The organism is Modestobacter sp. NPDC049651, from assembly GCF_040659695.1.
In the GTDB taxonomy this organism is placed as follows: Bacteria; Actinomycetota; Actinomycetes; order Mycobacteriales; family Geodermatophilaceae; genus Modestobacter.
The window spans coordinates 40509-64089 of sequence record NZ_JBFAOG010000002.1 but is presented as its reverse complement, the minus strand read 5'-3'; the positions used below and the strand labels follow the sequence as shown (position 1 = coordinate 64089).

General features: G+C 75.6%; 24 protein-coding genes. 10 read left to right on the top strand and 14 right to left on the bottom strand.

Annotated features, from left to right (window positions below):
* Positions 1-60 precede the first annotated feature (60 nt).
* A complete protein-coding gene (locus AB0J00_RS03675; protein ID WP_357740309.1) occupies positions 61-1035 on the top strand; it encodes a hypothetical protein in 975 nt (324 codons plus the stop codon).
* Positions 1036-1105: 70 nt separating this feature from the next.
* Here AB0J00_RS03675 and AB0J00_RS03670 read toward each other — a convergent pair whose 3' ends face one another.
* From AB0J00_RS03670 to AB0J00_RS03630, 9 genes are all read right to left on the bottom strand, one after another.
* Positions 1106-1735: a pentapeptide repeat-containing protein gene (locus AB0J00_RS03670; protein ID WP_357740306.1), complete on the bottom strand. Its 630-nt coding sequence runs from the start codon at positions 1733-1735 to the stop codon at positions 1106-1108.
* On the bottom strand, positions 1735-3288 hold the full coding sequence (purH, locus tag AB0J00_RS03665; protein ID WP_357740303.1) for a bifunctional phosphoribosylaminoimidazolecarboxamide formyltransferase/IMP cyclohydrolase: 1554 nt from the start codon (positions 3286-3288) through the stop codon (positions 1735-1737). The genes AB0J00_RS03670 and purH overlap by 1 nt, the downstream gene beginning before the upstream one ends.
* The gene (gene purN / locus AB0J00_RS03660; protein ID WP_357740301.1) at positions 3285-3926 is read right to left on the bottom strand and encodes a phosphoribosylglycinamide formyltransferase; all 642 of its coding nucleotides are present in this window, start codon (positions 3924-3926) and stop codon (positions 3285-3287) included. The genes purH and purN overlap by 4 nt, the downstream gene beginning before the upstream one ends.
* Before the next feature lie 55 nt (positions 3927-3981).
* Positions 3982-5172, bottom strand: a complete 1191-nt coding sequence (locus AB0J00_RS03655; RefSeq protein WP_357740298.1) for a DUF6350 family protein — start codon at positions 5170-5172, stop codon at positions 3982-3984.
* 82 nt (positions 5173-5254) lie between these two features.
* On the bottom strand, positions 5255-6064 hold the full coding sequence (locus AB0J00_RS03650; protein ID WP_357740295.1) for a hypothetical protein: 810 nt from the start codon (positions 6062-6064) through the stop codon (positions 5255-5257).
* Between the two features lie 123 nt (positions 6065-6187).
* A complete protein-coding gene (gene sucD, locus AB0J00_RS03645) occupies positions 6188-7069 on the bottom strand; it encodes a succinate--CoA ligase subunit alpha (RefSeq protein WP_357740292.1) in 882 nt (293 codons plus the stop codon).
* A gap of 26 nt (positions 7070-7095) precedes the next feature.
* The gene (gene sucC, locus AB0J00_RS03640) at positions 7096-8259 is read right to left on the bottom strand and encodes an ADP-forming succinate--CoA ligase subunit beta (RefSeq protein ID WP_357740289.1); all 1164 of its coding nucleotides are present in this window, start codon (positions 8257-8259) and stop codon (positions 7096-7098) included.
* A gap of 95 nt (positions 8260-8354) precedes the next feature.
* The gene (locus tag AB0J00_RS03635) at positions 8355-8771 is read right to left on the bottom strand and encodes a cobalamin B12-binding domain-containing protein (protein ID WP_357740286.1); all 417 of its coding nucleotides are present in this window, start codon (positions 8769-8771) and stop codon (positions 8355-8357) included.
* A 34-nt stretch (positions 8772-8805) separates the two neighbouring features.
* Entirely contained in the window at positions 8806-9834 is a 1029-nt protein-coding gene (locus tag AB0J00_RS03630; protein WP_357740283.1) for a hypothetical protein, read from the bottom strand.
* Between the two features lie 157 nt (positions 9835-9991).
* On the opposite strand from AB0J00_RS03630, the gene AB0J00_RS03625 reads away from it, so the two are divergent.
* Complete coding sequence (locus tag AB0J00_RS03625) at positions 9992-10900, top strand: alpha/beta fold hydrolase (RefSeq protein WP_357740280.1); 909 nt, start codon at positions 9992-9994, stop codon at positions 10898-10900.
* A gap of 230 nt (positions 10901-11130) precedes the next feature.
* A complete protein-coding gene (locus AB0J00_RS03620; protein ID WP_357740277.1) occupies positions 11131-12069 on the top strand; it encodes a M23 family metallopeptidase in 939 nt (312 codons plus the stop codon).
* A gap of 43 nt (positions 12070-12112) precedes the next feature.
* Here the strand turns inward: AB0J00_RS03620 and pcrA are convergent, their stop codons facing one another.
* Entirely contained in the window at positions 12113-14404 is a 2292-nt protein-coding gene (pcrA, locus tag AB0J00_RS03615; RefSeq protein WP_357740274.1) for a DNA helicase PcrA, read from the bottom strand.
* 259 nt (positions 14405-14663) lie between these two features.
* Here pcrA and AB0J00_RS03610 point away from each other — a divergent pair, with 259 nt between their 5' ends.
* The 5 genes from AB0J00_RS03610 to AB0J00_RS03590 all read left to right on the top strand — a co-directional run bounded on the left by AB0J00_RS03610 (position 14664) and on the right by AB0J00_RS03590 (position 17603).
* Entirely contained in the window at positions 14664-14936 is a 273-nt protein-coding gene (locus AB0J00_RS03610; RefSeq protein ID WP_357740271.1) for a chorismate mutase, read from the top strand.
* A gap of 40 nt (positions 14937-14976) precedes the next feature.
* Positions 14977-15564 (top strand): carboxymuconolactone decarboxylase family protein, encoded by a 588-nt coding sequence (locus AB0J00_RS03605; protein WP_357740268.1) that lies wholly within the window; start codon positions 14977-14979, stop codon positions 15562-15564.
* A 107-nt stretch (positions 15565-15671) separates the two neighbouring features.
* Entirely contained in the window at positions 15672-16454 is a 783-nt protein-coding gene (locus AB0J00_RS03600) for a sigma-70 family RNA polymerase sigma factor (RefSeq protein WP_357741336.1), read from the top strand.
* Between the two features lie 13 nt (positions 16455-16467).
* Positions 16468-17202, top strand: a complete 735-nt coding sequence (locus AB0J00_RS03595; RefSeq protein ID WP_357741333.1) for a PIG-L deacetylase family protein — start codon at positions 16468-16470, stop codon at positions 17200-17202.
* A gap of 59 nt (positions 17203-17261) precedes the next feature.
* Positions 17262-17603: a TfoX/Sxy family protein gene (locus tag AB0J00_RS03590; RefSeq protein ID WP_357740266.1), complete on the top strand. Its 342-nt coding sequence runs from the start codon at positions 17262-17264 to the stop codon at positions 17601-17603.
* Here AB0J00_RS03590 and AB0J00_RS03585 read toward each other — a convergent pair.
* Both AB0J00_RS03585 and AB0J00_RS03580 read right to left on the bottom strand, forming a co-directional pair.
* The gene (locus AB0J00_RS03585) at positions 17569-18225 is read right to left on the bottom strand and encodes a response regulator transcription factor (protein WP_357740263.1); all 657 of its coding nucleotides are present in this window, start codon (positions 18223-18225) and stop codon (positions 17569-17571) included. The two genes, AB0J00_RS03590 and AB0J00_RS03585, sit on opposite strands and share 35 nt — an antisense overlap.
* Positions 18222-19427, bottom strand: a complete 1206-nt coding sequence (locus AB0J00_RS03580; protein WP_357740260.1) for a PspC domain-containing protein — start codon at positions 19425-19427, stop codon at positions 18222-18224. The genes AB0J00_RS03585 and AB0J00_RS03580 overlap by 4 nt, the downstream gene beginning before the upstream one ends.
* A 133-nt stretch (positions 19428-19560) precedes the next feature.
* On the opposite strand from AB0J00_RS03580, the gene AB0J00_RS03575 reads away from it, so the two are divergent.
* Both AB0J00_RS03575 and AB0J00_RS03570 read left to right on the top strand, forming a co-directional pair.
* Positions 19561-20502, top strand: a complete 942-nt coding sequence (locus AB0J00_RS03575; protein WP_357740257.1) for a PspC domain-containing protein — start codon at positions 19561-19563, stop codon at positions 20500-20502.
* Positions 20495-20788: a hypothetical protein gene (locus AB0J00_RS03570; protein ID WP_357740254.1), complete on the top strand. Its 294-nt coding sequence runs from the start codon at positions 20495-20497 to the stop codon at positions 20786-20788. The genes AB0J00_RS03575 and AB0J00_RS03570 overlap by 8 nt, the downstream gene beginning before the upstream one ends.
* A 75-nt stretch (positions 20789-20863) precedes the next feature.
* Here the strand turns inward: AB0J00_RS03570 and guaA are convergent, their stop codons facing one another.
* Together guaA and AB0J00_RS03560 are read right to left on the bottom strand one after the other, a co-directional pair.
* Positions 20864-22426, bottom strand: a complete 1563-nt coding sequence (gene guaA / locus AB0J00_RS03565; protein ID WP_357741330.1) for a glutamine-hydrolyzing GMP synthase — start codon at positions 22424-22426, stop codon at positions 20864-20866.
* A 14-nt stretch (positions 22427-22440) separates the two neighbouring features.
* Positions 22441-23580, bottom strand: coding sequence for a GuaB3 family IMP dehydrogenase-related protein (locus AB0J00_RS03560; RefSeq protein WP_357740251.1), 1140 nt, complete (start codon positions 23578-23580; stop codon positions 22441-22443).
* Position 23581 lies beyond the last annotated feature (1 nt).

Genomic DNA, 23581 nt, shown 5'->3' with positions numbered 1-23581 from the left:
CTCGGGAGCACCGACAGCTGCACGGGCCGCCGCGCGCCCGCGCGCGGAGGAGGAACCCAGATGAGCCAGCCGCCCGGCCCCGACGACCGGCCCCCCGGTCCCCAGCCGCACGGCAGCAGCGCCTACGGCGGTGCCGCGCTCCCGAACCGGCCGCTGCCCGGCCAGCCGTCCGGCGAGCAGCACACCGAGCAGCTCCCGCCGGTCTGGCCGGGGCACGCCGCGCAGGCCGACACCGGCCCGGCCACCGTCGCCGGCATGCCCGTGGCCGCCCCCCGCCCCCCGGCCGACCCGCACCCGGCCACCGGGCCGCGCCCGGCCGTCGACCCGCACCCGCCCACCGGGCCCCGCCCGGTCGTCGACGCCCGCCCGGCCGCCGGGCCGCGGACGCCGAGCTTCTGGGACGGCGACGCCGCCGACCACCACCCGGACGGGACCCGGGCCGAGCAGGACCGCGCCGACCGGACGCGCACCGACCTGGGCGGGCCGGCCTGGACCCCCGCCGCCCCCGCGGAGGCGACCTACGGCGCCCCGGGCGCCGCCGCGTCCCCCACCGAGGCGGGCGTGACGGCGCCCGACTGGTCCGACCGCCCGGTCGCGGTGCGCCGGCCGGACACGATCGCCGGGCTGCTCCTGCTGCTGGCCGGCATCGCCGCGGGCGTGAGCCTGCTGGTGGTCTGGGTGCACGGCGGCGGCACCGGGTTCGACCTGGTGCGCAACGGCATCGACGACGCCCGGGTGGGCACCGGCCGGCTCGCCGACACCGGCACCTGGCAGCCGCTGGCCGTGGTGCTCGGCGGGGCGCTGCTGTTCCTGGTCGGGCTGTTCCTGTTCACCCCGGCCCGCACCCACCGCTTCCTCGGCGGGCTGGGGCTGGTGGTCACCCTGCTGGTGGCCGCGGGGGTGCTCGTGCCGCTGGCCGACGCCCGGTGGTCGTTCGACCGGTTCACGACCGGCTTCTGGTTCGCGATCGCCGTCGCCGGGCTCGGCGTCCTGGGCAGCCTCAAGGCCCTGATGACCGGCCCGAAGGTGCGCTGACAGCCCGCCGTCCCACTTTCGGGGCCGAAAGTGGGACGACCTTCGGCGCCGAAACCGGGAGGGGGGCGGCTCAGTCGAGCAGCGCGCCGTGGGCGGCGGTGAACTGCAGCGCCTGGGCCAGGTCCAGCCGGACGCCGGCCAGGTCGAACGCCTGCCAGTTGACGCCGGCGGTCTCCGCCCCGCGCAGGTCGGCACCGCGCAGCCGGGTGCCCTGGAGCCGGGCGTGCCGGAGGTCGGCGCGGCTGAGGTCCGCGCCGGTCAGGTCGGCGTCGGTCAGGTCGGCCTCGGTCAGCCGCTGCCCGGCGAGGTCGACGCCGGCGAGGTCCGCGCCGCGCAGCGAGGCGTAGCTCCAGTCGCTCTCGGTGCTGGTCATCGGCCGCAGCGTGGCGCCGGGGAACTGCGAGCCGGTGAGCTTGCAGCCGATCCACCGGACGCCGAAGAGCTTCGCCCGGTCGAACCGGCACGAGAGGAAGGCGCTCCCCTCGTGCCGGCTGCTGCTCATCGAGACCCCGGTCAGCACGCACCGCTCGAACACGCAGCGGCTGGTGACCACCTCGGCCAGGGAGGCGTCGTCGAACCGGCAGCCGACGAAGGTGACCCGCTCCAGCCGGGCGCCGTCCCAGTCGACCCGGGCGAGGTCCTCGTCCTCCCAGACGGTGTCCGGCGCCGGCGGGTCGAGCGGGGTCCGGGCGCCCCGCATCAGTGGGCGAAGTGCCGGGTGCCGGTGAGGTACATGGTCACGCCGGCCTCCTGCGCCGCCGCGACGACCTCCTCGTCGCGCACCGAGCCGCCGGGCTGCACGACCGCGCGCACCCCGGCGTCCAGCAGCACCTGCAGCCCGTCGGCGAACGGGAAGAACGCGTCGGAGGCGGCGACCGACCCGGCGGCGCGGTCCCCGGCCCGGGAGACGGCGAGCTTGGCCGAGTCGACCCGGTTGACCTGGCCCATGCCGACGCCGACGGTCGCCTTGCCGCTGGCCAGCAGGATCGCGTTGCTCTTCACCGCGCGCACGGCCCGCCAGGCGAACACCAGGTCGTCGAGGGCCGCGGCGTCCAGCGGCTCACCGGTGGCCAGCGTCCAGCTGGCCGGGTCGTCGCCGGGGGCGTCGATCCGGTCGGCGGTCTGCAGCAGCAGCCCACCGCTGACCGGGCGCATCTCGACGGTCAGCCGGGCCGCGTCGGCGGGCATGCGCAGCAGCCGGATGCTCTTCTTCTGGCTGAGCAGCGCGAGCGCGTCCTCGGTGAAGGACGGCGCGGCGACCACCTCGGTGAACACCTCGGCGATCTGCTCGGCCAGGGTGAGGTCGACCTCGCGGTTGGCGGCGATGACGCCGCCGAACGCGCTGACCGGGTCGCAGGCGTGCGCCTTGCGGTGCGCGGCGGCGATGTCCGGGCCGACGGCGATGCCGCACGGGTTGGCGTGCTTGATGATCGCCACGCACGGGTCCTCGTGGTCGTGCGCGGCGCGCCAGGCGGCGTCGGTGTCGATGTAGTTGTTGTAGGACATCGGCTTGCCGTGCAGCTGCTCGGCGTCGGCGAGCCCGGGCTGGCCGCTGCGGTAGAGGGCCGCGGCCTGGTGCGGGTTCTCGCCGTAGCGCAGCACGTCGGTGCGCTCCCAGCTGCCGCCGATCCAGTCGGGGAAGCCGCTCTCGTCGTCCGGGCTGAGCACGTTGCCCATCCAGGAGGCGACCGCGACGTCGTAGGACGCGGTGTGCCGGAACGCCTCGGCGGCGAGCTGCTGGCGCTGGGACAGCGTGAAGCCGCCCTCCCGCACCGCGGCGATCACCTGCTCGTAGCGGTCCGGGGCGACGACGACGGCGACCGACGGGTGGTTCTTCGCCGCGGCGCGGACCATGGCCGGGCCGCCGATGTCGATCTGCTCGATGCACTCGTCGGGCGTCGCGCCGGAGGCGACGGTGTCGCTGAACGGGTAGAGGTTGACCACGACCAGGTCGAAGGCGGCGATGCCGAGCTCGTCGAGCTGGCGCACGTGGTCGGGCTTGCGCCGGTCGGCCAGGATGCCGGCGTGCACGGCGGGGTGCAGCGTCTTGACCCGGCCGTCGAGGCACTCGGGGAAGCCGGTGACCTGCTCGACCGGGGTGACCGGCACACCGGCCGCGGCGATCCGCGCAGCGGTGGCACCGGTGCTGACCAGCTCGACGCCGGCGTCGGCCAGCCCGCGGGCCAGCTCCTCGACGCCGGTCTTGTCGTAGACGCCCAGCAGGGCGCGGCGGACGGGGGTGCGGTCGCTCATCGCGAGCTCTCCTCAGGGGCGGGTCGGGTGGGTACGACTACCGGCAGGGGGGCGCCGGTGGCCAGCGCGGCCACCGTCTGCACCAGGAGCTCGCGCTCCACGGTCTTGATGCGCTCGTGCAGGCGGTCCTCGTCGTCGCCGGGCAGCACGGGGACGGCGCGCTGGGCGAGCACCGGGCCGGTGTCGACGCCGGCGTCCACCAGGTGCACCGTCGCCCCGGTGGTGCCGACGCCGGCGGCCAGGGTGTCCCGGACGGCGTGCGCGCCGGGGAAGGCCGGCAGCAGCGCGGGGTGCGTGTTGAGCACCCGCTCGGGGAAGGCGGCGAGGACGGCGGGCCCGAGGACCTTCATGAACCCGGCGGAGACCACCCAGTCGGGGCGGTGCGCGGCGAGCTCGGTGGCCAGCGCGCGGTCCCAGGCGGCGCGGTCGGGGTGGGCGCCCAGCGGCACGGTGAAGGTGGGCAGGCCCCGGTCGCGGGCGGCGGCGAGGCCGGCGGCGTCGGCCCGGTCGGACCCGACCGCCACGACCTCCGCCGGGTAGCCCGGGGCGTCGGTGGCGGCGAGCAGCGCGGCGCACAGCGTTCCCGCTCCGGAGAGCAGGACGACGAGGCGCGACCGCGGGGCGGGAGCGTCCGGCACGTTCCAGACCCTAGACGGGGCCGTCGGCGGCCCTGACGCCACGGTTGGCCGGGGGTCAGCCGTGGCCCCGCCACCGGGTGACCGCGGCGGCGAGCGCGGCCGCGAGCCCCGCCTGCGCGGCGACCGCCAGGCCGGTGGCCGTCGCCGGCGCGCCCACCGAGGCGAGCGCGGCGTCGCCGAGCCGGCCGGCGGCGAGCAGCACCCACAGGCCGGTCGCGACACCGAGACCGACCCCGGCCGCCAGGCCCCACAGCGCGGCCGTGACGGTGCCGGCGGCGACCAGCCGGCGGCCGACCACCGTGCCGGTGACCACCCCGGCCAGCGCGGGCAGCACCTGGGTGAGGAAGGCCAGCAGCGGGACGGCCTGGGTGTCGGGCAGCGCCGCCAGCAGCGGCAGCGCGGGCACCGGGCCGAGCGTCACGCCGCCCACCGAGACGGCCGTGCCGGTGCCGACGGTGAAGCCAGGGCCGGCCGCGAGGCCGGCGACCGCGGCGGCGGCGTTCGGCAGCAGGAGCGCGCTCAGCCCGACCAGGCCGGCCGCTCCCGCGCTCGCACCGCCCAGGCCGGTGGTCATCCGAGCGGCGCCGTCGGTGTCGGCGGCCAGCGCGACGGCGACGACGGCGGTGCAGCCGGCCGCCAGGGCGAGCAGCCCGGCGGCGACGGCCCGGCCGAGCACCCCGGCCGGGCCGGGCAGCCGCCCGAGGACGTCGGTCGACAGCCCCGACTCCCGCAGCGCGCCCCAGCCGCCGGCGACCAGGGCCAGCAGCAGTGCGCCGACGGTGGGCCGCAGCAGCCCGGTGCCGGCGTCGGGCCGGTCGAGCAGGAACGCCAGCGCTGCGGTGACCGCGGTGTGCACGGCGGTCTGGCTGGCGACCACCAGGGCGACGTCCCGGCCGGTGGTCGCACCCAGCCGGCCGACCACCCCGCGGGCGGCGGCGGACAGCCCCCAGGCGACCGCGAGGGTGAGCAGCAGCGGGGCGATCCGCAGCGGCCCGGAGGCCAGCCGGAGCTCCGCGCCGTGCGCGAGCAGCCACAGCTGCCCGGCGACGCGGGCGCTGCCGGAGACCGGCAGGCCGCCGCTGGGGTCGAGCGTCTGGACGACGACGACCGCCAGCCCGAGGGCGACCAGCCCGGTGACCGGGACGGCGAGGGCGGCCAGCGGAGCGAGCCAGGCGGCCGTCGCGCTGCGTCCCTCCCCGGGCTCGCCGGGCCCACCGGAGGGCGGGCGGGTCAGCACGGAGGTCACCTCCCCACTCTCGCAAGCGCGCGGGCACGGCCTCGACGGCACGCGCCGGGGGCGCGGAACTCACGCCGGACGCGGCGCGGCCTCACCCGGCGTCCGGCCCCGACTGCGCGCCGGGGTCACCGGGGCGGGGCCGGGACCAGAAGCCTGCCTCCTCGTCGGACGGCCGCGGCGCGGCCGGACCGGAGGGCGGCGCCGGCTGCGGCGCGGGCGGCGCGGTCGGCGGTGGCGGCGTGTAGACCGGTGGCGCGGCAACTGGCGGCGTGGCGGCCGGCAGGCCGTTGCCCGGCGGGGCCGGGACCGGCGGCTGGCCGGCGGGCCGGACCCCCTGCGGCGGCTGCCAGCCGGGCCGGCCGTAGGCCGGGCCCGCGGCGGGCGCGGGCGGCTGACCCGGCGCGCCGCTCCCCGGCCGGCCGGCGGTGCCACGCAGCTCGGGCAGCAGCCCCACCGCGGCCAGCGCGACGGCGGCGAGCGTCACCAGCAGGCCGAGGAACGCCGGGGCGGCGAAGCCGTAGTCGAGGCTGCGCAGCCACGTGATGAGGGTCATCAGCACCGCCAGCGCGGCCAGTCCACCGGTGACCACGTGCCGCGGGAACTGCAGCCGGACGACGGTCACCGCGGGCAGCAGCGCCCAGACCGCCGCGGCGAGCAGCAGGACGAGCGTGACGGTGACCAGCCCCGAGAAGCGGAAGCCGCTGACGGTGAACCGGCCGGCGAAGAAGTCGACCGACGCCCAGGGCAGGCAGGCCAGCACCAGGTAGAGGACCGCGGCGACGGGCATCCCGAGGTCGGGCACGCCGAGGCGGCGCAGGTCGAACGCCCCGCTCCGGGCCGGCGGGGCGGGGAGGGGCGGGACCGGGCCGGGCTGGTGGCCGCCGGGGCCGCTGGAGGTCATGGACGGGCGCTCCTCGCTGGCAGGTGGTCCCCGCAGGATCCCACGCCGCCGGCCCCGGGACGCCGACTGCCCGGCACCCCGGGGTGGGGGTGCCGGGCAGTCGCAGGCCGTCCGGAGGGCGGCTCAGCCCTGGACGATCTCCCGCATCAGGCGGGCGGTCTCCGAAGGGGTCTTGCCCACCCGGACGCCGGCGGCCTCGAGGGCCTCCTTCTTCGCCTGGGCGGTACCGGCCGAGCCGGACACGATGGCGCCCGCGTGGCCCATGGTCTTGCCCTCGGGGGCGGTGAAGCCCGCGACGTAGCCGACGACCGGCTTGGTGACGTTGGCCTTGATGAAGTCCGCGGCCCGCTCCTCGGCGTCGCCACCGATCTCGCCGATCATCACGATCGCCTCGGTCTCCGGGTCGTCCTGGAACGCCTGGAGGCAGTCGATGTGGGTGGTGCCGATGACCGGGTCGCCACCGATGCCGACGGCCGTGGAGAAGCCGATGTCGCGCAGCTCGTACATCATCTGGTAGGTCAGCGTGCCGCTCTTGCTGACCAGGCCGATCTTGCCGGCCTTGGTGATGTTGGCCGGGATGATGCCGGCGTTCGAGCGCTCCGGGCTGATCAGGCCGGGGCAGTTCGGGCCGATGATCCGGGTGGTGCCGCCCTGGGCGTGCGCCCAGAAGTAGGTCGAGTCGTGCACCGGGATGCCCTCGGTGATGACCACGGCCAGGCCGATCTGGGCGTCGACGGCCTCGATGACGGCGCTCTTCGCGCCGGCCGGCGGCACGAAGATGACGCTGACGTCGGCGCCGGTCTCCTTCATGGCGTCGGCGACCGAGCCGAACACCGGCACGCTGGTGCCGCCGTCGAAGTCGACGCTCTCGCCGGCCTTCTTCGGGTTCACGCCACCGACGATCGCGGTGCCGGAGGCGAGCATCCGCTGGGTGTGCTTGCGCCCCTCGGAGCCGGTCATGCCCTGGACGATGACCTTGCTGTTCTCGTTGAGGAAGATCGACATCTCTACTGGTCCTGTTCGCTAGGGCTTCAGGCGGCGGCGAGCTCGGCGGCCCGGCGCGCGGCGCCGTCCATCGTGTCGACCACGGTGACGAGCGGGTGGTTGGCCTCGGCGAGGATCCGCCGGCCCTCCTCGACGTTGTTGCCGTCGAGCCGGACGACCAGGGGCTTGGTGGCCTCGTCGCCGAGGATGCCCAGCGCGGACACGATGCCGTTGGCGACGGCGTCGCAGGCGGTGATGCCACCGAAGACGTTGACGAAGACGCTCTTGACGGCCGGGTCGCCGAGGATGATCCCCAGGCCGTTGGCCATCACCTCGGCGGAGGCGCCACCGCCGATGTCGAGGAAGTTGGCCGGGCGGACCCCGCCGAACTCCTCGCCGGCGTACGCGACGACGTCCAGGGTGCTCATGACCAGGCCGGCGCCGTTGCCGATGATGCCGACCTCGCCGTCGAGCTTGACGTAGTTGAGGTTCTTCTCCTTGGCCGCCGCCTCCAGCGGGTCGGCCGCGGCGGTGTCCTCGAGAGCGGCGTGCCCGGCGTGCCGGAAGGCCGCGTTCTCGTCGAGGGTGACCTTCGCGTCGAGCGCGAGGACGGTGCCGTCGGGGGCCTTGGCCAGCGGGTTGACCTCGACCAGGGTGGCGTCCTCCTTCGAGAACACGTCCCACAGCTGGACGGCGATCGCGATGACCTGGTCGCGCACCTCGGCGGGGAAGCCGGCGGCGTCCACGATCTCGGCGGCCTTCTGGCTGTCGACACCGACGGAGGCGTCGACGGGGATGCGGGCCAGCGCCTCCGGGCGCTCGACGGCGAGCTGCTCGATCTCCATGCCGCCCTCCTTGCTGGCCATCGCCAGGAAGGTGCGGTTGGACCGGTCGAGCAGGTACGAGAAGTAGTACTCCTCGGCGATGTCGCTGGCCTGGGCGACCATCACGCGGTGGGTGATGTGCCCCTTGATGTCCAGGCCGAGGATGTCCTGGGCGCGCGCCTTGGCGCTCTCGGGGTCGTCGGCCAGCTTGACGCCACCGGCCTTGCCGCGGCCACCGACCTTCACCTGCGCCTTGACGACGACCTGCCCGGCGATCTCCCGCGCGATCGCCTCCGCCTGCTCGGGTGTCTCGGCGACGCCGCCGGGGAGCACGGGCACGCCGTGCGAGGCCAACAGGTCACGGGCCTGGTACTCGAAGAGATCCACGAACGGTGACGGTAGCTCGCCCCCCGGCACCCCCGCGCCGCGGCCTCACCCCGCGTGGGACGTGTCACTCGTCTCTTCCACCCAGTGGGGTGGGGTCAGGAGGTCGCCTCGGCGGGGGTGCCCACGTGCTCGCGCACCCAGCTCACGATCTCCTCGGTGGTCGCGCCGGGGGTGAACACCTGCGCGACGCCGAGCCGGGCCAGCTCGGGGCGGTCGGCGTCCGGGATGATCCCGCCGCCGAAGACGACGACGTCGTCGATGCCCCGTTCGCGCAGCAGCTCGGCGAGCCGGGCGAACAGCGTCATGTGCGCCCCGGAGAGCACCGACAGCCCGACCGCGTCGGCGTCCTCCTGGACGACGGTCTCCACGATCTGCTCGGGCGTCTGGTGCAGGCCGGTGTAGACGACCTCCATGCCGGCGTCGCGCAGCGCCCGGGCGACGACCTTGGCGCCCCGGTCGTGACCGTCGAGCCCGGGCTTGGCGATCACGACCCGGATGCGTTCCTCTGCCACGCCCGGGACTCTAGGCCCCCGGACGTGGCCGATGTCACTCCCCGCGCCCGCTGGGGACCGGTGGGCGCCCGGCCCGCCAGCGCCAGGCCAGCCCGGTGAGGCCCGCGGCCAGCACGGCGCAGACCACCAGCCCGACGCCCGGCAGCGTCCACCGCAGCTCGGCGCTGTGCGCGGCGTCGCGCAGCCCGGACAGCGCGGTCGCGGCCAGGAAGGCGGTCAGCGCCAGCAGCCCGCCGACCGCACCGAGCCGGGGCCGCAGGGACGGCGCGGTGACCGCGCAGAGCAGCAGCCCACCGGCCAGCAGCAGGCCGCCGAGCAGCGCCGTCCCGGGCCGCTCGAGCAGCGCCTGCGGGCCCTCGGCGGCCACCACGGTCTCCAGCCCGGTCGACGGGTCGAGCACCACCCGGTCGGGCACGTCGGCGGCGGGCAGCGCGAGGCACAGGACGGCGAGGACGCCGAGCAGGACCGCGGCGCCGGCGAGCACCGGCCGGACCGGGTCGAGCGTGCCGCCGTCCTCCATGACCGTGCGCTCCCAGGCGGCCAGCGCGAGGAGACCGGCGAGGACGGTCAGCCCGAGGGCGACCAGGCCCAGCACCCAGCCGGGCCCGGCGTCGACCGAGCTGGTCACCACCCGCTCGCCGGCGAGCACCTCCACGGCGGGCCGGTCGGTGGAGGTGCGGCCCTGGTACAGCTCGATCAGCAGCCGGCCGACGGCCAGCGTGCCGCTCACCGCCGCATACGCCAGCCCCAGCCGCGGCACCCGACCGGCCAGCAGCCCGGCCGCCACGACCGCGGTGACCACCGGTCCGACCAGCGCGACCACCGCGTCCAGCGGGCCGGTGACCTGCGAGACCTCGACGCCGCCGACGGTGAGGTAGGTCGGGAAGAAGGCGGCCGCCCCGACCAGGGCGGCGAGCAGCAGCGCCAAGCCGCTCCCCCGGGCCAGCACCGGGACGTCGCCGAGCACCAGCCGGTCGGTGGCGACCGGCGCCGCGGCGGGACGGTCCCCACCGCGCGGCCGGCGCGCCTCGCTGCGGGTGGTCGGCTGGTTCCGGGCGGGCACGGTCGGCCTCCTCGAGGTGGTCGTTGCCGGATCGAGACCGTGTCCCGTTCCGGATGTGTGACGGGAGCCACACGAGGGCATTACGTTGCCCACGGCCGGGCACACGTCGTGCCAGCGGCGCGCCGCCTCCGGCGGCCCAGCGGGGAGGAGTGACGGCGTGACCGCGGTCGGCCTCTCCCCCGTCCCAGCGTGGCACGGGTCCGCCCCGCCCGCCGGGAACGACGGCCCGACCGGCGGGATCTGGTCGGGGCTGCGCTCGCTGGCGTCCCCTGCCGCGGTCACCGGCGGGCTCACCGAGCTGGCCTGGGTCGGCGCCCACGCGCTGCTCTACCCGCTGGGCACGCGCACCGAGCAGCTGCGGCCCGACTCCCGGCTGCGCCCGGGCAACCAGCCGCCCGGCGTCCGGGCGCTGTTCGCCGACGACCCGCTGGCCGCCGAGGTGCCGGTGCTGCTGGTGCACGGGCTGGTCGACAACCGGTCGGTGTTCGCGGTGATGCGCCGCAGCCTGCGGCGGCGCGGCTTCGCCTCGGTGTGCTCGTGGAACTACAGCCCGCTGCTGCGCGACGTCGAGAGCGCAGCGGCGGCGCTCGGCGAGCACGTCGACCGGATCTGCGGCGAGACCGGGCACGAGCGGGTGCACGTGGTCGGGCACAGCATGGGCGGCCTGGTCGCCCGCTACCTGGTGCAGCGGCTGGGCGGTGACCGGCGGATCGGCACGCTGGTGACCCTCGGGACGCCGCACGCCGGCACCCGCTGGGCGCACCTGCTGCCCACCCCGCTGGTCCGGCAGCTGCGCCCCGGCTCGCCGCTGCTGGCCGAGCTGGCCGCGCCCGCCCCGGGCTGCCGCACCCGGGTGACCGCCGTCTACAGCGACCTGGACCAGGTGGTCGTGCCATCCGCCGCGGGCCGCTGCGACCACCCCGACCTCGCCGCCCGCAACGTGCTGGTGCGCGGGGTCGGGCACATGTCGCTGCCGATCCACCGGGCGGTCGTCGACGAGGTCGCCGCCACCCTCGCCGGCCGCCGGACGGTCGGCGACCGCACCACCGGAACTGCGGTCGCCTAGTCCCACGAGCACCGTCCGCACCGTGCGTCGCCACGATGTGTGGCTGATCGCGACACGGGCTGTCAGGTCGTTGCCCGCCCCGGGGGCCCTCCGTAGCGTCCCGGAACGACATCGATGTAGTTCTTCGTCGACGTCGCTCCACGCACCTGCACCGGCGCCCACCCGGCCGGTCGGTGCCCGTCAGGTGCTGCGGCTCCCCCCGCGGCACCGCGCCCGGGAGAAGGTGCCGGATGTCCCCGATCCGCGAGCTCGTGGACCGTCCGCGGTCCGGGTCGGTCCCGGCGCCGCGCGCCGCCGACGCCTGGGAGCGGGCGGGCTCCGTCGAGGACACCGTGGGCAGCGCCGTGCGCAGCCGGCTGCGGAACGACCGCGCCGCCGGCCGGCCCGCGGTCCCGCCGCCCGCCCGGCCGGTCGAGCAGGTGGCCGCCCGCCCCGAGCCGGTCGCCGTCCGCCCCGAGCCGGTCGCCGTCCGTCCCGAGCCGGTCGCCGTCCCGGCCGAGCGGGCTCCCGCGCGCGCCTCGCGCCGCCGCCCGCCGCGCCACCGCGCGCCGCTGCTGCTGGCCGCCGCGGTGCTCGGTGCCGTGCTGACCACCGTCCTCACCGGCCTGTCGGGCCCGGACGCCCCGGTCGCCTCCGGCGTCGACTACGGCCTCGGCGTCGACGCCGAGGCCAGCTTCGCCGGCGGCATCGACGCCAGCGCCCGCAGCGAGGTGAGCCAGGCCGAGGCGCAGGAGCGGCTGAACGCGATCGCCGCCTCCCGGGCCGCGCGGGCGCCGCAGTTCGTCGTCCCGACCCAGAACTACCGGCTGACCACCTGCTACTGCATGCGCTGGGGCTCGATGCACTGGGGCCTCGACCTCGCCGCGCCGCTGGGCACCCCGATCTACGCGGCGTCCGACGGCGTGGTGCTGCGCGCCGGGCCGGCCACCGGCTTCGGCAACGCGGTCTACATCCAGGACGCCGACGGCAACGTCGAGATCTACGGCCACATGCGCTACTACAGCGTCAAGGCCGGGGACGTCGTCTCGGCCGGCGACCAGATCGCCAAGGTCGGCAACCAGGGGCAGTCGACCGGGCCGCACCTGCACTTCGAGATCCACCTCGGCGGCATGAACGGCAAGCCCACCGACCCGTCGAAGTGGCTCGCCGCCCGCGGCCTCACGGTGTGACCGGAGTGCGGGAGCGCAGGAACCCTGCGCTCCCGCACTCCACCTACAGCTTGACGAGCGGGGCGTAGCGGAGCACGAGCCGCTTGGTGCCGCCGGAGCCGAAGTCGACGGTCGCCTGCGCCTTGTCCCCGGCGCCGGTCACCTCGACCACCGTGCCCAGCCCGAACGCGTCGTGGCTGACCCGGTCACCCACCTCGACGCTGATCACGGCCCGGTTGCCGGCACCGCCGCGCAGCCCGCCGGTCGACAGCCCGGTGGCCGCGACCCGCTGCTGCGCCGACGACAGCGACGCCGAGGGCAGCGGCTGGGTGTTGGTCCAGTGGACGGTGTCGCCCGGCAGCTCGTCGAGGAACCGGGACGGCGGGTTGTAGGCCGGCTGCCCCCAGCTGGTGCGCACCGTGGCCCGGGACAGGAACAGCCGCTGCTGCGCGCGGGTGATCCCGACGTAGGCGAGCCGGCGCTCCTCCTCCAGCTCCTTGGGGTCGCCGAGCGCCCGCAGGTGCGGGAACACGCCGTCCTCCAGGCCGGTGAGGAACACGACCGGGAACTCCAGGCCCTTCGCGGTGTGCAGGGTCATCAGGGTGACCACGCCGGCGTCGTCGCCGGTGACCGGGATCTGGTCGGCGTCGGCCACCAGCGAGACCTGCTCGAGGAACTCGGTGACCGTGCCCCCGGGGTTGGCCGCCTCGAACTCGGCGGCCACCGAGACCAGCTCGTTGAGGTTGTCGACGCGGCCCTCGTCCTGCGGGTCGGTGCTGGCCGACAGCTCGGTCAGGTAGCCCGTGCGGTCGAGGATGCTCTCCAGCAGCGCCGCGGGCCCCGAGCCGGTCTCGACCAGGCCCTCGAACTCCTCGAGGAGCGCCACGAACTCCTGGATCGCCTTGAGCGACCGGGTCGCCAGCGCCGGCACCTCCGACGCCAGCCGCAGCGCGCTGGCGAACGGGATCCGCTCGCGGTCGGCGTAGGACTCGACGGCGGCCTCGGCGCGCTCGCCGATGCCGCGCTTGGGCGTGTTGATCACCCGGCGCAGGCTGACGACGTCGGCCGGGTTGGCGACCACCTTGAGGTAGGCCAGCGCGTCGCGGACCTCCTTGCGCTCGTAGAAGCGCACCCCGCCGACGACCTTGTAGGGCATGCCGACGCGGATGAACACCTCCTCGAACACCCGGGAGGCGTTGTTGGTCCGGTAGAAGACCGCGATGTCCGCAGGTCTCGCCAGGCCCTCGTCGGTGAGCGCGTCGATCTGCTCGGCGACCCACGCGGCCTCGTCGTGCTCGTTCTCCGCGACGTAGCCCTGGATCAGCTCGCCGTCACCGGCCTCCGACCACAGGTTCTTCGGCCGCCGCGAGGTGTTCTTCGCGATGACGGTGTTCGCGGCCTTGAGGATGCGCTGGGTGGAGCGGTAGTTCTGCTCCAGCACGATCGTGGTGGCGTCGGGGTAGTCGCGCTCGAACTCGTCGATGTTGCGGATCGTGGCGCCGCGGAACGCGTAGATCGACTGGTCGGCGTCACCGACCACGCACAGCTCCGCCGGCGGCACCGGGCCGCCGTGGCCGCCGACCAGCTCGCGCACCAGCACGTACTGGGCGTGGTTGGTGTCCTGGTACTCGTCGACCAGCACGTGCCGGAAGCGGCGGCGGTAGTGCTCGGCGACGTCCGGGAAGGCCTGCAGCAGGTGGACCGTCGTCATGATCAGGTCGTCGAAGTCCATGGCGTGCGCCTCGCGCAGCCGCCGCTGGTAGAGCGTGTAGGCCTCCTTGAGCACCTTCTCCGGCGCCGTCACCGGTGCGAAGGACTCCTCGTCGACCAGCTCGTTCTTCAGGTTCGACACCTGGTTGGCCAGGCTGCGGCCGGGATAGCGCTTGCTGTCCAGGTCCAGGTCGCGGGCCACCATCGTCATCAGCCGGACCGAGTCGCCCTGGTCGTAGATGGTGAACGAGCTCTTCATGCCGAGCTTGCCCGCCTCGGCGCGCAGGATGCGCACGCACATCGAGTGGAACGTCGACACCCACATCGCGCGGGCGCGCGGGCCCACCAGCGACGCGACGCGCTCCTTCATCTCGCCGGCGGCCTTGTTGGTGAAGGTGATCGCCATGATCTCGCCGGGCTGCACCCCGCGGGCGCCCAGCAGGTAGGCGATCCGGTGGGTGAGCACCCGGGTCTTGCCCGAGCCCGCACCGGCGACGATGAGCAGCGGGCTGCCCTCGTGCACGGTCGCCTGGCGCTGGGGGCCGTTGAGGCCGGCCAGCATCCGGTCGAGCTCGCGCCCGACCTGGCCGGGGGTCGAGCGGGTCAGCGCGGCGGTGCCGGGGAGGGAGATCTGCGGGCTGCTCATGACGCCGCCAACTCTAGGCCGGGCCACCGACGGCGCTGGGGCTGCTGAGGATGGTGTGGGCGGCTGGCGCGTGGACCGTCGTCCGTGTCACACTCTGCCCGTGCTGAGCCACTCCGCGGAGTTTCACTACGGCCACCGGGTCCCGGTGTCCGTCTCCGCTGGCTGAGCAGCCACCGCACACGACGCCCCGGGCCCGATGGCCCCGGGGCGTTTCTCGTCTCCGGGGCCGGTGGGCCCGCACACCCCGGAGGAACAGACCATGAGCGCCACCCCCGCCCCGGCCGTCGGCACCGACGAGCGGATCGGTGAGCTGCGTGCGGCCATCGACGACTGCGACGCGCAGCTGATCGAGCTGGTGCAGCGCCGGCTGGCCATCTCGCAGGAGATCGGCTCGCTGCGGACGTCGTCCGGCGGGATGCGGCTGAGCCTCTCCCGCGAGCGGCAGGTGATCGACCGGTTCCGCGACGCGCTCGGCCAGGACGGCGCCGCGCTCGGCATGATGCTGCTGCGCCAGGGGCGCGGCCGGCTCTGACCGTCCCCGGTGTCACGTCCGGCGTCCGGGCGGTGTCTGCATGACCGACACCCACCCGGACCCGGAGGCAGCCATGACCGCCCGCATCCCGCTCGACCCGCCGCGCACCCCGTTCTACCGCCTCACCGAGTGGTGGACCCGCCGCAGCTGGGGCACGGTCGCCGCACCCGCCGCGGCGATGGGCCACCACCCGGGGGTGCTGCGCGGCACCATGCGCCACGAGATGGGGATCGCCCGCTGGGACCGGCTGGACCCCACCCTCAAGGCGCTCGCCCAGCTGGCCGCGGCGTCCGCGGTGGGCTGCGCGTGGTGCCAGGACTTCGGCTGGTGGGAGAGCACCCGGCAGGGGGTCGACCCCGCGAAGCTCCGCGACGTGCCACGGTGGGCGGGCAGCGACGCCTACACCGACCTGGAGCGCCGGGTGCTGGCCTACGCCGAGGCGATGAGCGCGACACCGCCACTCGTGACCGACGAGCAGGTCGCCGGGCTGCGCCGCGACCTGGACGACGCCGCGCTGGTGGAGCTGACCATGGTGGTGGCCGTGGAGAACCAGCGGGCCCGGTTCAACGACGCCCTCGGTCTGCCCAGCCAGGGGTTCCGCGACCGGTGCGAGGTGCCCGCCCGGTGACCACCCCGGCCGACTCCTTCGCCGCGCACCGCGGGCTGCTGTTCACGGTGGCCTACCAGCTGCTGGGCAGCGCAGCCGACGCCGAGGACACCGTGTAGGACGCCTGGCTGCGCTGGTCGGCCGCCGACCGCTCCGGTGTCGCCGACCCCCGCGCCTACCTGGTGCGGACGACGTCCCGGCTGGCGCTGAACCGGCTGCGGACGGCGCGGGCCCGGCGGGAGAGCTACGTGGGACCCTGGTTGCCCGAGCCGCTGCTGACCGCCGCGGCGCCCGGGCCGGACCCGGAGGAGACGGCCGAGGTCGCCGAGGCGGTGTCCCTCGCGCTGCTGGTGGTGCTGGAGACGCTGTCACCGGCCGAGCGGGCGGTGTTCGTGCTGCGGGAGGTGTTCGGCCTGTCGCACGCGGAGGTGGCGGCGGTGCTGGACCGGTCCGAGTCCGCCGTCCGGCAGCTGGCCCACCGCGCCCGCTCGCACGTGGAGGCCCGGCGCCCGCGCTTCGACACCGACCGCCGGGCGGCCCGCGAGGTGACCGAGCGCTTCCTCGCCGCCTGCGGCAGCGGCGACCTCGACGCGTTGCTCGTGGTGCTGGCCCCCGGCGTGACACTGGTCAGCGACGGCGGCGGCCGCGCGCGGGCGGCGCTGCGGCCGATCACCGGCGCGGACAAGGTGGCCCGCTTCCTGGTCGCGGTGGGCCAGGGGGCCACGACCGGCCTGGACACCGAGCTGGCCGACGTCGGCGGCATGCCCGGCGCGGTGGTCCGGGACGCCGCCGGGACACCGGTGTTCGCCTTCGCGCTGGGGCTGGTCGGCGGTCGGGTCAGCCAGGTGCTCGCCGTCCTCAACCCCGACAAGCTGACCCAGCTCTCGGCGCCCGGAGCCCGGCCGACTTAGGCTGCCGCCCGTGATGCCGCTGCCCCAGCACCCCGCCGAGCACGTCGAGCGCGCCCTGTGCGTCCTCGCCCACCCCGACGACGTCGACTTCGGCAGCTCGGGCACGGTCGCCACCTGGACGGCGGCCGGCACCGAGGTGACCTACCTGATCGTCACCGACGGCGACGCCGGTGGCTTCGACGAGACGCCCCGCGACCAGATGGCCCCGCTCCGGCGGGCCGAGCAGACCGCGGCGGCGAAGCAGGTCGGCGTCACCGACGTGCGGTTCCTCGGCTACCCCGACGGCCGGCTCGAGCTGACCCTCGACCTGCGCCGCGACATCAGCCGGGTGATCCGCCAGGTGCGGCCCCAGCGGGTGCTGACCAGCTCCCCCGAGCGGTTCTACGAGCGGATCGGCGCCAGCCACCCCGACCACATGACGGCCGGCGAGGCGACGCTGCGGGCGGTCTACCCCGACGCCCGCAACCCGTTCGCCTTCCCCGAGCTGCTCGCCGACGAGGGGCTGGACGCGTGGACGGTGTCCGAGGTGTGGCTGGGCGGCGGCCCGCGCAGCGACCACGCCGTCGACGTCACCGACGTCGTCGAGCAGAAGTGGGCCGCGCTCGAGTCGCACGTCACGCAGGTCAGCCACCTGCCCGAGGGCCAGCTGCGCGAGTTCGTCGGCGGCTGGATGCGGCAGACCGCCCAGGCGCACGGGCTGGCCGAGGGCCGGCTCGCCGAGGCCTTCCAGGTCGTCTACACCGGCTGACCCGGTCCGCGCGTCCGGACCGGGTTCCGCCGGGCGCGCCGGCCTGGGAGCCTGCCGGCGTGACCGAGGAGCGGTGGGACGACCTGGTCGACCGGTTCGAGGGCGGACCGGTGTCCCGGTCGAGCATGTTCGGCTCGCGCTGCCTGCGCACCGGGCGGAAGGTCTTCGCGATCTGGTGGCACGACCAGCTGGTCGCCAAGCTGCCGCCGGACCGGGCGCAGGCCCTGCTCGCCACCGGCGACGCCGAGCCGTTCGAGCCGATGGCCGGGCGGCGGATGGGCGGCTGGGTGCTGCTCTCCCCCGCGCTGGACTGGCCCGAGCTGGTCGAGCAGGCCCGGGCGCACGTCGCCGCGCTGGCGGCCGGGGTCAGAGCAGCCGGTTCGTCGCCGCCCAGCGGGTGAGCTCGTTGCGGTTGGACAGCTGGAGCTTGCGCAGCACGTTCGACGCGTGCGACTCCACGGTCTTCACCGAGATGAAGAGCCGGCCGCCGATCTCCCGGTACGTGTAACCGCGGGCCAGCAGCTGCATGACCTCGCGCTCCCGGGCCGAGAGCAGGTCCAGGCCCGGGTCGGTGGCCGGGTCCGCGGTGGCCGGTGCCGGCGTCGTGGCCGCGAACGCGTCGAGCACGAAGCCGGCCAGCCGGGGGCTGAACACGACGTCGCCGTCGGCCACCCGCTGGACGGCGTCGCGCAGGTCGGGGCCGGAGATGGTCTTGGTGACGTAGCCGCGCGCGCCGGCCCGGATGACCGCGATGACGTCCTCGGCGGCGTCGGACACCGACAGCGCCAGCCACCGGGTGTCCGGCAGCTCGCTGCGCAGCGCCTCCAGGACAGCCAGCCCGCCGCCACCGGGCAGGTGGACGTCGAGCAGCACGACGTCCGGGGCGGCCGCCCGGATGCCCTCGATCGCCCCGGGGACGTCGCCGGACTCGCCGACCACGTCGACCGAACCGCCCAGCTCGCTGCGCACCCCCGACCGGACCATCGCGTGGTCGTCGACGAGCCAGACCCTCGGCGGGGTCATGCGGACAGCTCCGCCCGGCTCGTGCGCGGCAGGCACAGCTCCACCTCGGTCCCCTCTCCCGGCGCGGATCGCACCGTCGCCGTCCCACCGGTGCGGGTCAGGCGCCCGACCACCGAGTCCTTCAGCCCGCGCCGGTCGGCGGGCACCGCGGCCGGGTCGAACCCGTTGCCGCGGTCGCGGACGAACACCTCCACCCGGTCGGGGGTGACCTCGCTGTAGAGCGAGACGGTGCCGACCCCGGCGTGCTTGGCCGCGTTGACGACCGCCTCGCGGGTGGCCTTGCCCAGCGCCGCGACCGCGTCGTCGACCGGCAGGTCGCCGACCACCACCGGCTCGACGGTGACCTCGTGGTCGGCCTCCACGTCGGCGACCAGCCGGGAGACCAGCCCCGCCCAGGTGCCGCCCTCGGCGACGGTGGGCTCGTACAGCCAGGTGCGCAGCTCGCGCTCCTGGCTGCGGGCCAGCCGGCCGACCACGGCGGGTGAGTCGGCGTGCCGCTGGATGAGGGCGAGGGTCTGCAGCACCGAGTCGTGCAGGTGCGCGGCGACCGCCGCCCGCTCCTCCGAGCGGATCCGGGCGGCCCGCTCCTCCGCCCGCTGGTCGAGCAGCCGCCGCCACAGCGGAGCCGTGGTCAGCGCGATCCCGACCAGGATCACCAGGGTGGCCACGAAGCCGTTGCGGGCGTTGGCGAGCTGCCCGGTGCTGGCCAGCAGCAGGACGACGCCGGCCACCGCGAGCAGCAGGCCACCGGCGAGCACCCATCGGGTCGAGCGGGCGAGATCGCCCTCGGTGTCCAGCTGCCGCCAGATGACCGCGAGCCCGGCACCGGCCAGCAGGATGGGCACGACGACGTCGTTGCCGCCCCAGCTGGCCAGCTGGGAGACCAGCCCGACGGCGACGACGATCAGCGCGCCCAGGCCCAGCAGCTGCCGGCGCCCCGGCGTCCCGGACAGCCCGGGGCGGCCGTGGTCGCCCGGCTCGCCGGCCGCCATGGTCAGCCACAGCAGAGCGTAGGCGACGACGCCGATGCCGGTCATCGCCAGCAGCACGAACGCGATCCGCACCAGCCACGGCTCCAGCCGCAGGTGCGCCGCGGTGCCCGCCGCGACACCGGCCAGCAGCCGGCCGCTGCGCGGGCGCAGCAGCGGCGGCCGCGGCGCGGGCGCCGGAGCGGGCGCCGGAGCGGGCAGGGTGCTGGTCACCTCTCGATCGTGTCACCCACCGGGCCGTCCGGGCACCGGTGACCACCCGGAGGTGCGGGGAGCCGGACGGATCAGGGTCGGGTCAGGTGGTTCCCCGATGTTCCTGGGCCCCCGGCGGCGGCAGGCTCGGTGCATGACCTCGACGCCCCCTCCCCCTCCGGCCCCGCCGGCACCCGAGCCCCCCGGGGGCTGGGCCTTCTCGACTCCCCCGCCCGGTCCGCCGCCGCGCCCGTCGCTGCGCCGCAGCCGCACCGACAAGGTGCTCAGCGGCGTCTGCGGCGGCCTCGCCGAGTACACCGGTGTCGACGCCCTGCTCTGGCGGGTCGGCGCGATCGCGCTCACCCTCGCCGGTGGCAGCGGCATCCTCGTCTACGTCCTGCTGTGGCTGCTGATGCCGCGGGCCACCGCGGACCCGGCCGTCGGCGCCGCGGGCCGCGCCCCGGCCCGGCCGGCCGGTCCGCGCTCGCCGGTCCCGGGCATCACGCTGGCCGTGCTGCTGCTGGTCGCCGGGGCCGCGGTGCTCGTCGTGCAGCTGACCGACTGGGAGTTCGGCGCCCGCGGCTTCTTCGCCACCGCGCTGCTGGTCGTCGGCATCGGGCTGGCCGTCGCGGCTGTCACCGGCGCCGGCCGGGCGGCCAAGGGCGGGCTGATCGGGCTCGGCGTCGTCCTGGCGCTGGCCGCCGCGGCGTCGACCCGGGTGCACGTGGGCGGCGACGGCGGCGTCGGGGACCGCCGGTACGTGCCGATGACCGCGGCGGACGTCGAGCCGGCGTACCACGGCGGGGTCGGCGACCTCACCCTGGACATGGGCGGCATCGACCTGGCCGGCCGCACCGAGCCGGTGGTCACCCGGATCGACGCCGGCATCGGCGACGTCGACGTCGTCGTGCCGCCGGACGCCGACGTCCGGGTCCGGACCGACTCCGGCATCGGCGACGTCGACCTGTTCGACTCCGACCGCGACAGCGGGTACTTCGCGGGCAACGGGGCCACCCCCTGGAGCGGGGACGGCACCGCCGACATCGAGATCACCGTGCACGCGGGTGTGGGAGACGTGGAGGTGTCCCGTGGCTGACTACAGCGAGTTCCCGACCACCCCGACCGCCTGGCAGGAGCAGGCCTGGCCGGAGCCGATCACCACCCCCGACGACCTCCAGCCGCAGGAAGCGCCGCGGCGCCTGGACCGGGTGAGCCTGGTCATCGGCGTCCTGTTCAGCCTCTTCGCGGTGCTGGTGCTGGCCGGCGTCGACCTCGGCGCCGACTGGCTCTGGGGCGGCGGGCTGCTGTGGCTGGTGCTGCTCGGCGGCGGCGCGGCCCTGCTGGTCACCGAGCTGCGGCGCAGCCGCGACCGCCGGAGCTGACCCCGGCACGAGGTCGCGCCCGGGAGGTGGTGGGACGACGAGGGCCCTGGAGCGATCGCTCCAGGGCCCTCGTCGTCACTCCCACTCGATGGTGCCCGGCGGCTTGCTGGTCACGTCCAGCACCACGCGGTTGACCTCGGCCACCTCGTTGGTGATCCGGGTGGAGATCCTCGCCAGCACGTCGTAGGGCAGCCGGGTCCAGTCCGCGGTCATCGCGTCCTCGCTGGAGACCGGCCGGAGCACGACCGGGTGGCCGTAGGTGCGCCCGTCGCCCTGGACGCCGACCGAGCGGACGTCGGCCAGCAGCACCACCGGGCACTGCCAGATCTCGGTGTCCAGCTTCGCTGCGGTGAGCTCCTCGCGGACGATCGCGTCGGCCTGCCGCAGCAGGTCCAGCCGCTCCCGGGTGACCTCGCCGACGATCCGGATGCCCAGGCCCGGGCCGGGGAAGGGCTGGCGCTGCACCAGCCGGTCGGGCAGGCCCAGCTGCCGGCCGACCTCGCGCACCTCGTCCTTGAACAGCGTGCGCAGCGGCTCGACCAGCGTGAACGTCAGGTCCTCGGGCAGCCCGCCGACGTTGTGGTGGCTCTTGATGTTCGCCGTGCCGGTGCCGCCGCCGGACTCCACGACGTCCGGGTAGAGCGTGCCCTGCACCAGGAAGTCGACGGTCTCGCCGTGCGCCTGGGCGTCGGCGACGACGTCGGTGGCGGCCTGCTCGAACACCCGGATGAACTCGCGGCCGATGATCTTCCGCTTCTGCTCCGGGTCGCTGACCCCGGCCAGCGCGGTGAGGAACTGCTCGCTGGCGTCGACCACCCGCAGGTCCGCGCCGGTGACGGCGACGAAGTCGCGCTCGATCTGCTCGGTCTCGCCCTCGCGCATCAGGCCGTGGTCGACGTAGACGCAGGTGAGCCGGTCGCCGATGGCCCGCTGCACCAGCGCCGCGGCCACCGCGGAGTCGACCCCGCCGGACAGCCCGCAGATCGCCCGCCGGTCGCCGATCTGCTCGCGGATCAGCGCGACCTGCTCGTCGACGACGTTGCTCATCGTCCAGGTCGGCTCGAGCCCGGCGATGTCGAACAGGAAGTGCTCGAGCACCGTCTGCCCGTGCGCGGTGTGCTTCACCTCGGGGTGGAACTGCACCCCGGCCAGCCGCCGGTCGACGTCCTCGAACGCCGCGACCGGCGCGCCGGTGGACGTCGCGGTGACGGTGAACCCGGGCGGGGCAGCGCTGACGGCGTCCCCGTGGCTCATCCAGACCGACTGCTGGTGAGGCAGCCGGCCGAACATCCGCGACTCGGTGGTCACGGTCAGCGGGGTGCCGCCGTACTCGCGGTCGCCGGTGTGCGCCACCGTGCCGCCGAGGCTCTGCGCCATGGCCTGGAAGCCGTAGCAGATGCCGAAGGCGGGCACGCCGGACTCGAACAGCGTCGGGTCGACCTGCGGGGCGTCCTCGGCGTAGACGCTGGACGGCCCGCCGGAGAGCACGATCGCCGCGGGCTTGCGGGCCAGCACCTCGGCGACGGGCGTCGTCGAGGGCACGATCTCGGAGTAGACGCCGGCCTCGCGGACCCGCCGGGCGATCAGCTGGGCGTACTGCGCGCCGAAGTCGACGACCAGGACGGTCGGGAAGTCCATCTCGGAGACGCTGCTCATGCGCCCTGACCGCCGAGGACCAGGTCGACCCGCTGGAACTCCTTGAGGTCGCGGTAGCCGGTCTTGGCCATCGTCCGGCGCAGCGCGCCGAACAGGTTGGTGCGGCCGTCGGCGACCGCGGCCGGGCCGAGCAGCACCTGCTCGAGCGTGCCGGCCGGCGGCAGCACCGCGGACGCGCCACCGCGCGGCAGGTGCGGGTGCGCGGCGACCGAGTCCCACCACACGCCGCCCCCGGGGACGTCGGTGGCGATCCGCAGCGGCTCGCCGAGCTGGACGGCGTCCGCACCGCAGGCCAGCGCCCGGGCGATCGCGCCGCTGGTCTCGATCCGGCCGTTGGCGATGACGTGCACGTACCGGCCGCCGGTCTCGTCGAGGTAGTCGCGGCGGGCCGCTGCGGCGTCGGCGATGGCGCTGGCCAGCGGCACCCGGATGCCCATGATCGTGTCGGTCGTGGAGAAGCTGTCCGCCCCCACGCCGACGATCACGCCGGCCGCGCCGGTGCGCATCAGGTGCAGCGCGGTCTGGTAGTCAGCGGCGCCACCGACGATCACCGGGACGTCGAGGTCGGCGATGAACTCCTTGAGGTTCAGCGCGCCGCCCTGGGTGGTCACGTGCTCCGCGGAGACGATCGTGCCCTGGATGACCAGCAGGTCGACGCCGGCGGCGAGCACCGCGGGCGCCAGCTGCAGGGTGTGCTGCGGCGAGATGCGGACCGCCGTCGTCACGCCGGCCGCGCTGATCTCCTTGACCCGGGCGGCGAGCAGGTCCGGCTGCACCGGCCGGCCGTAGACCTCCTGCAGCAGCGAGGTCGGCGGCCCGGCGTCCGGACCGGAGGCCTCGCGCAGCCGGCGGAGCACCTCGGTGGGGTCCTCGTAGCGGGTCCAGAGGCCCTCGCCGTTGAGCACGCCCAGCCCGCCGGCCTGGCCGACGGCGATCGCCGTCGCCGGGCTGATCACCGCGTCGCTGGGACTGGTCACCAGCGGGATGTCGAACCGGAAGGCGTCGATCTGCCAGGCGGTCGAGACGTCGTCGACGTCGCGGGTCCGCCGGGAGGGGACGATCGAGATGTCGTCGAGGTCGTAGCCCCGGCGGGCGAACCGGTTGAGGCCGATCTCGACGTTGTCGCGCACGGGCATG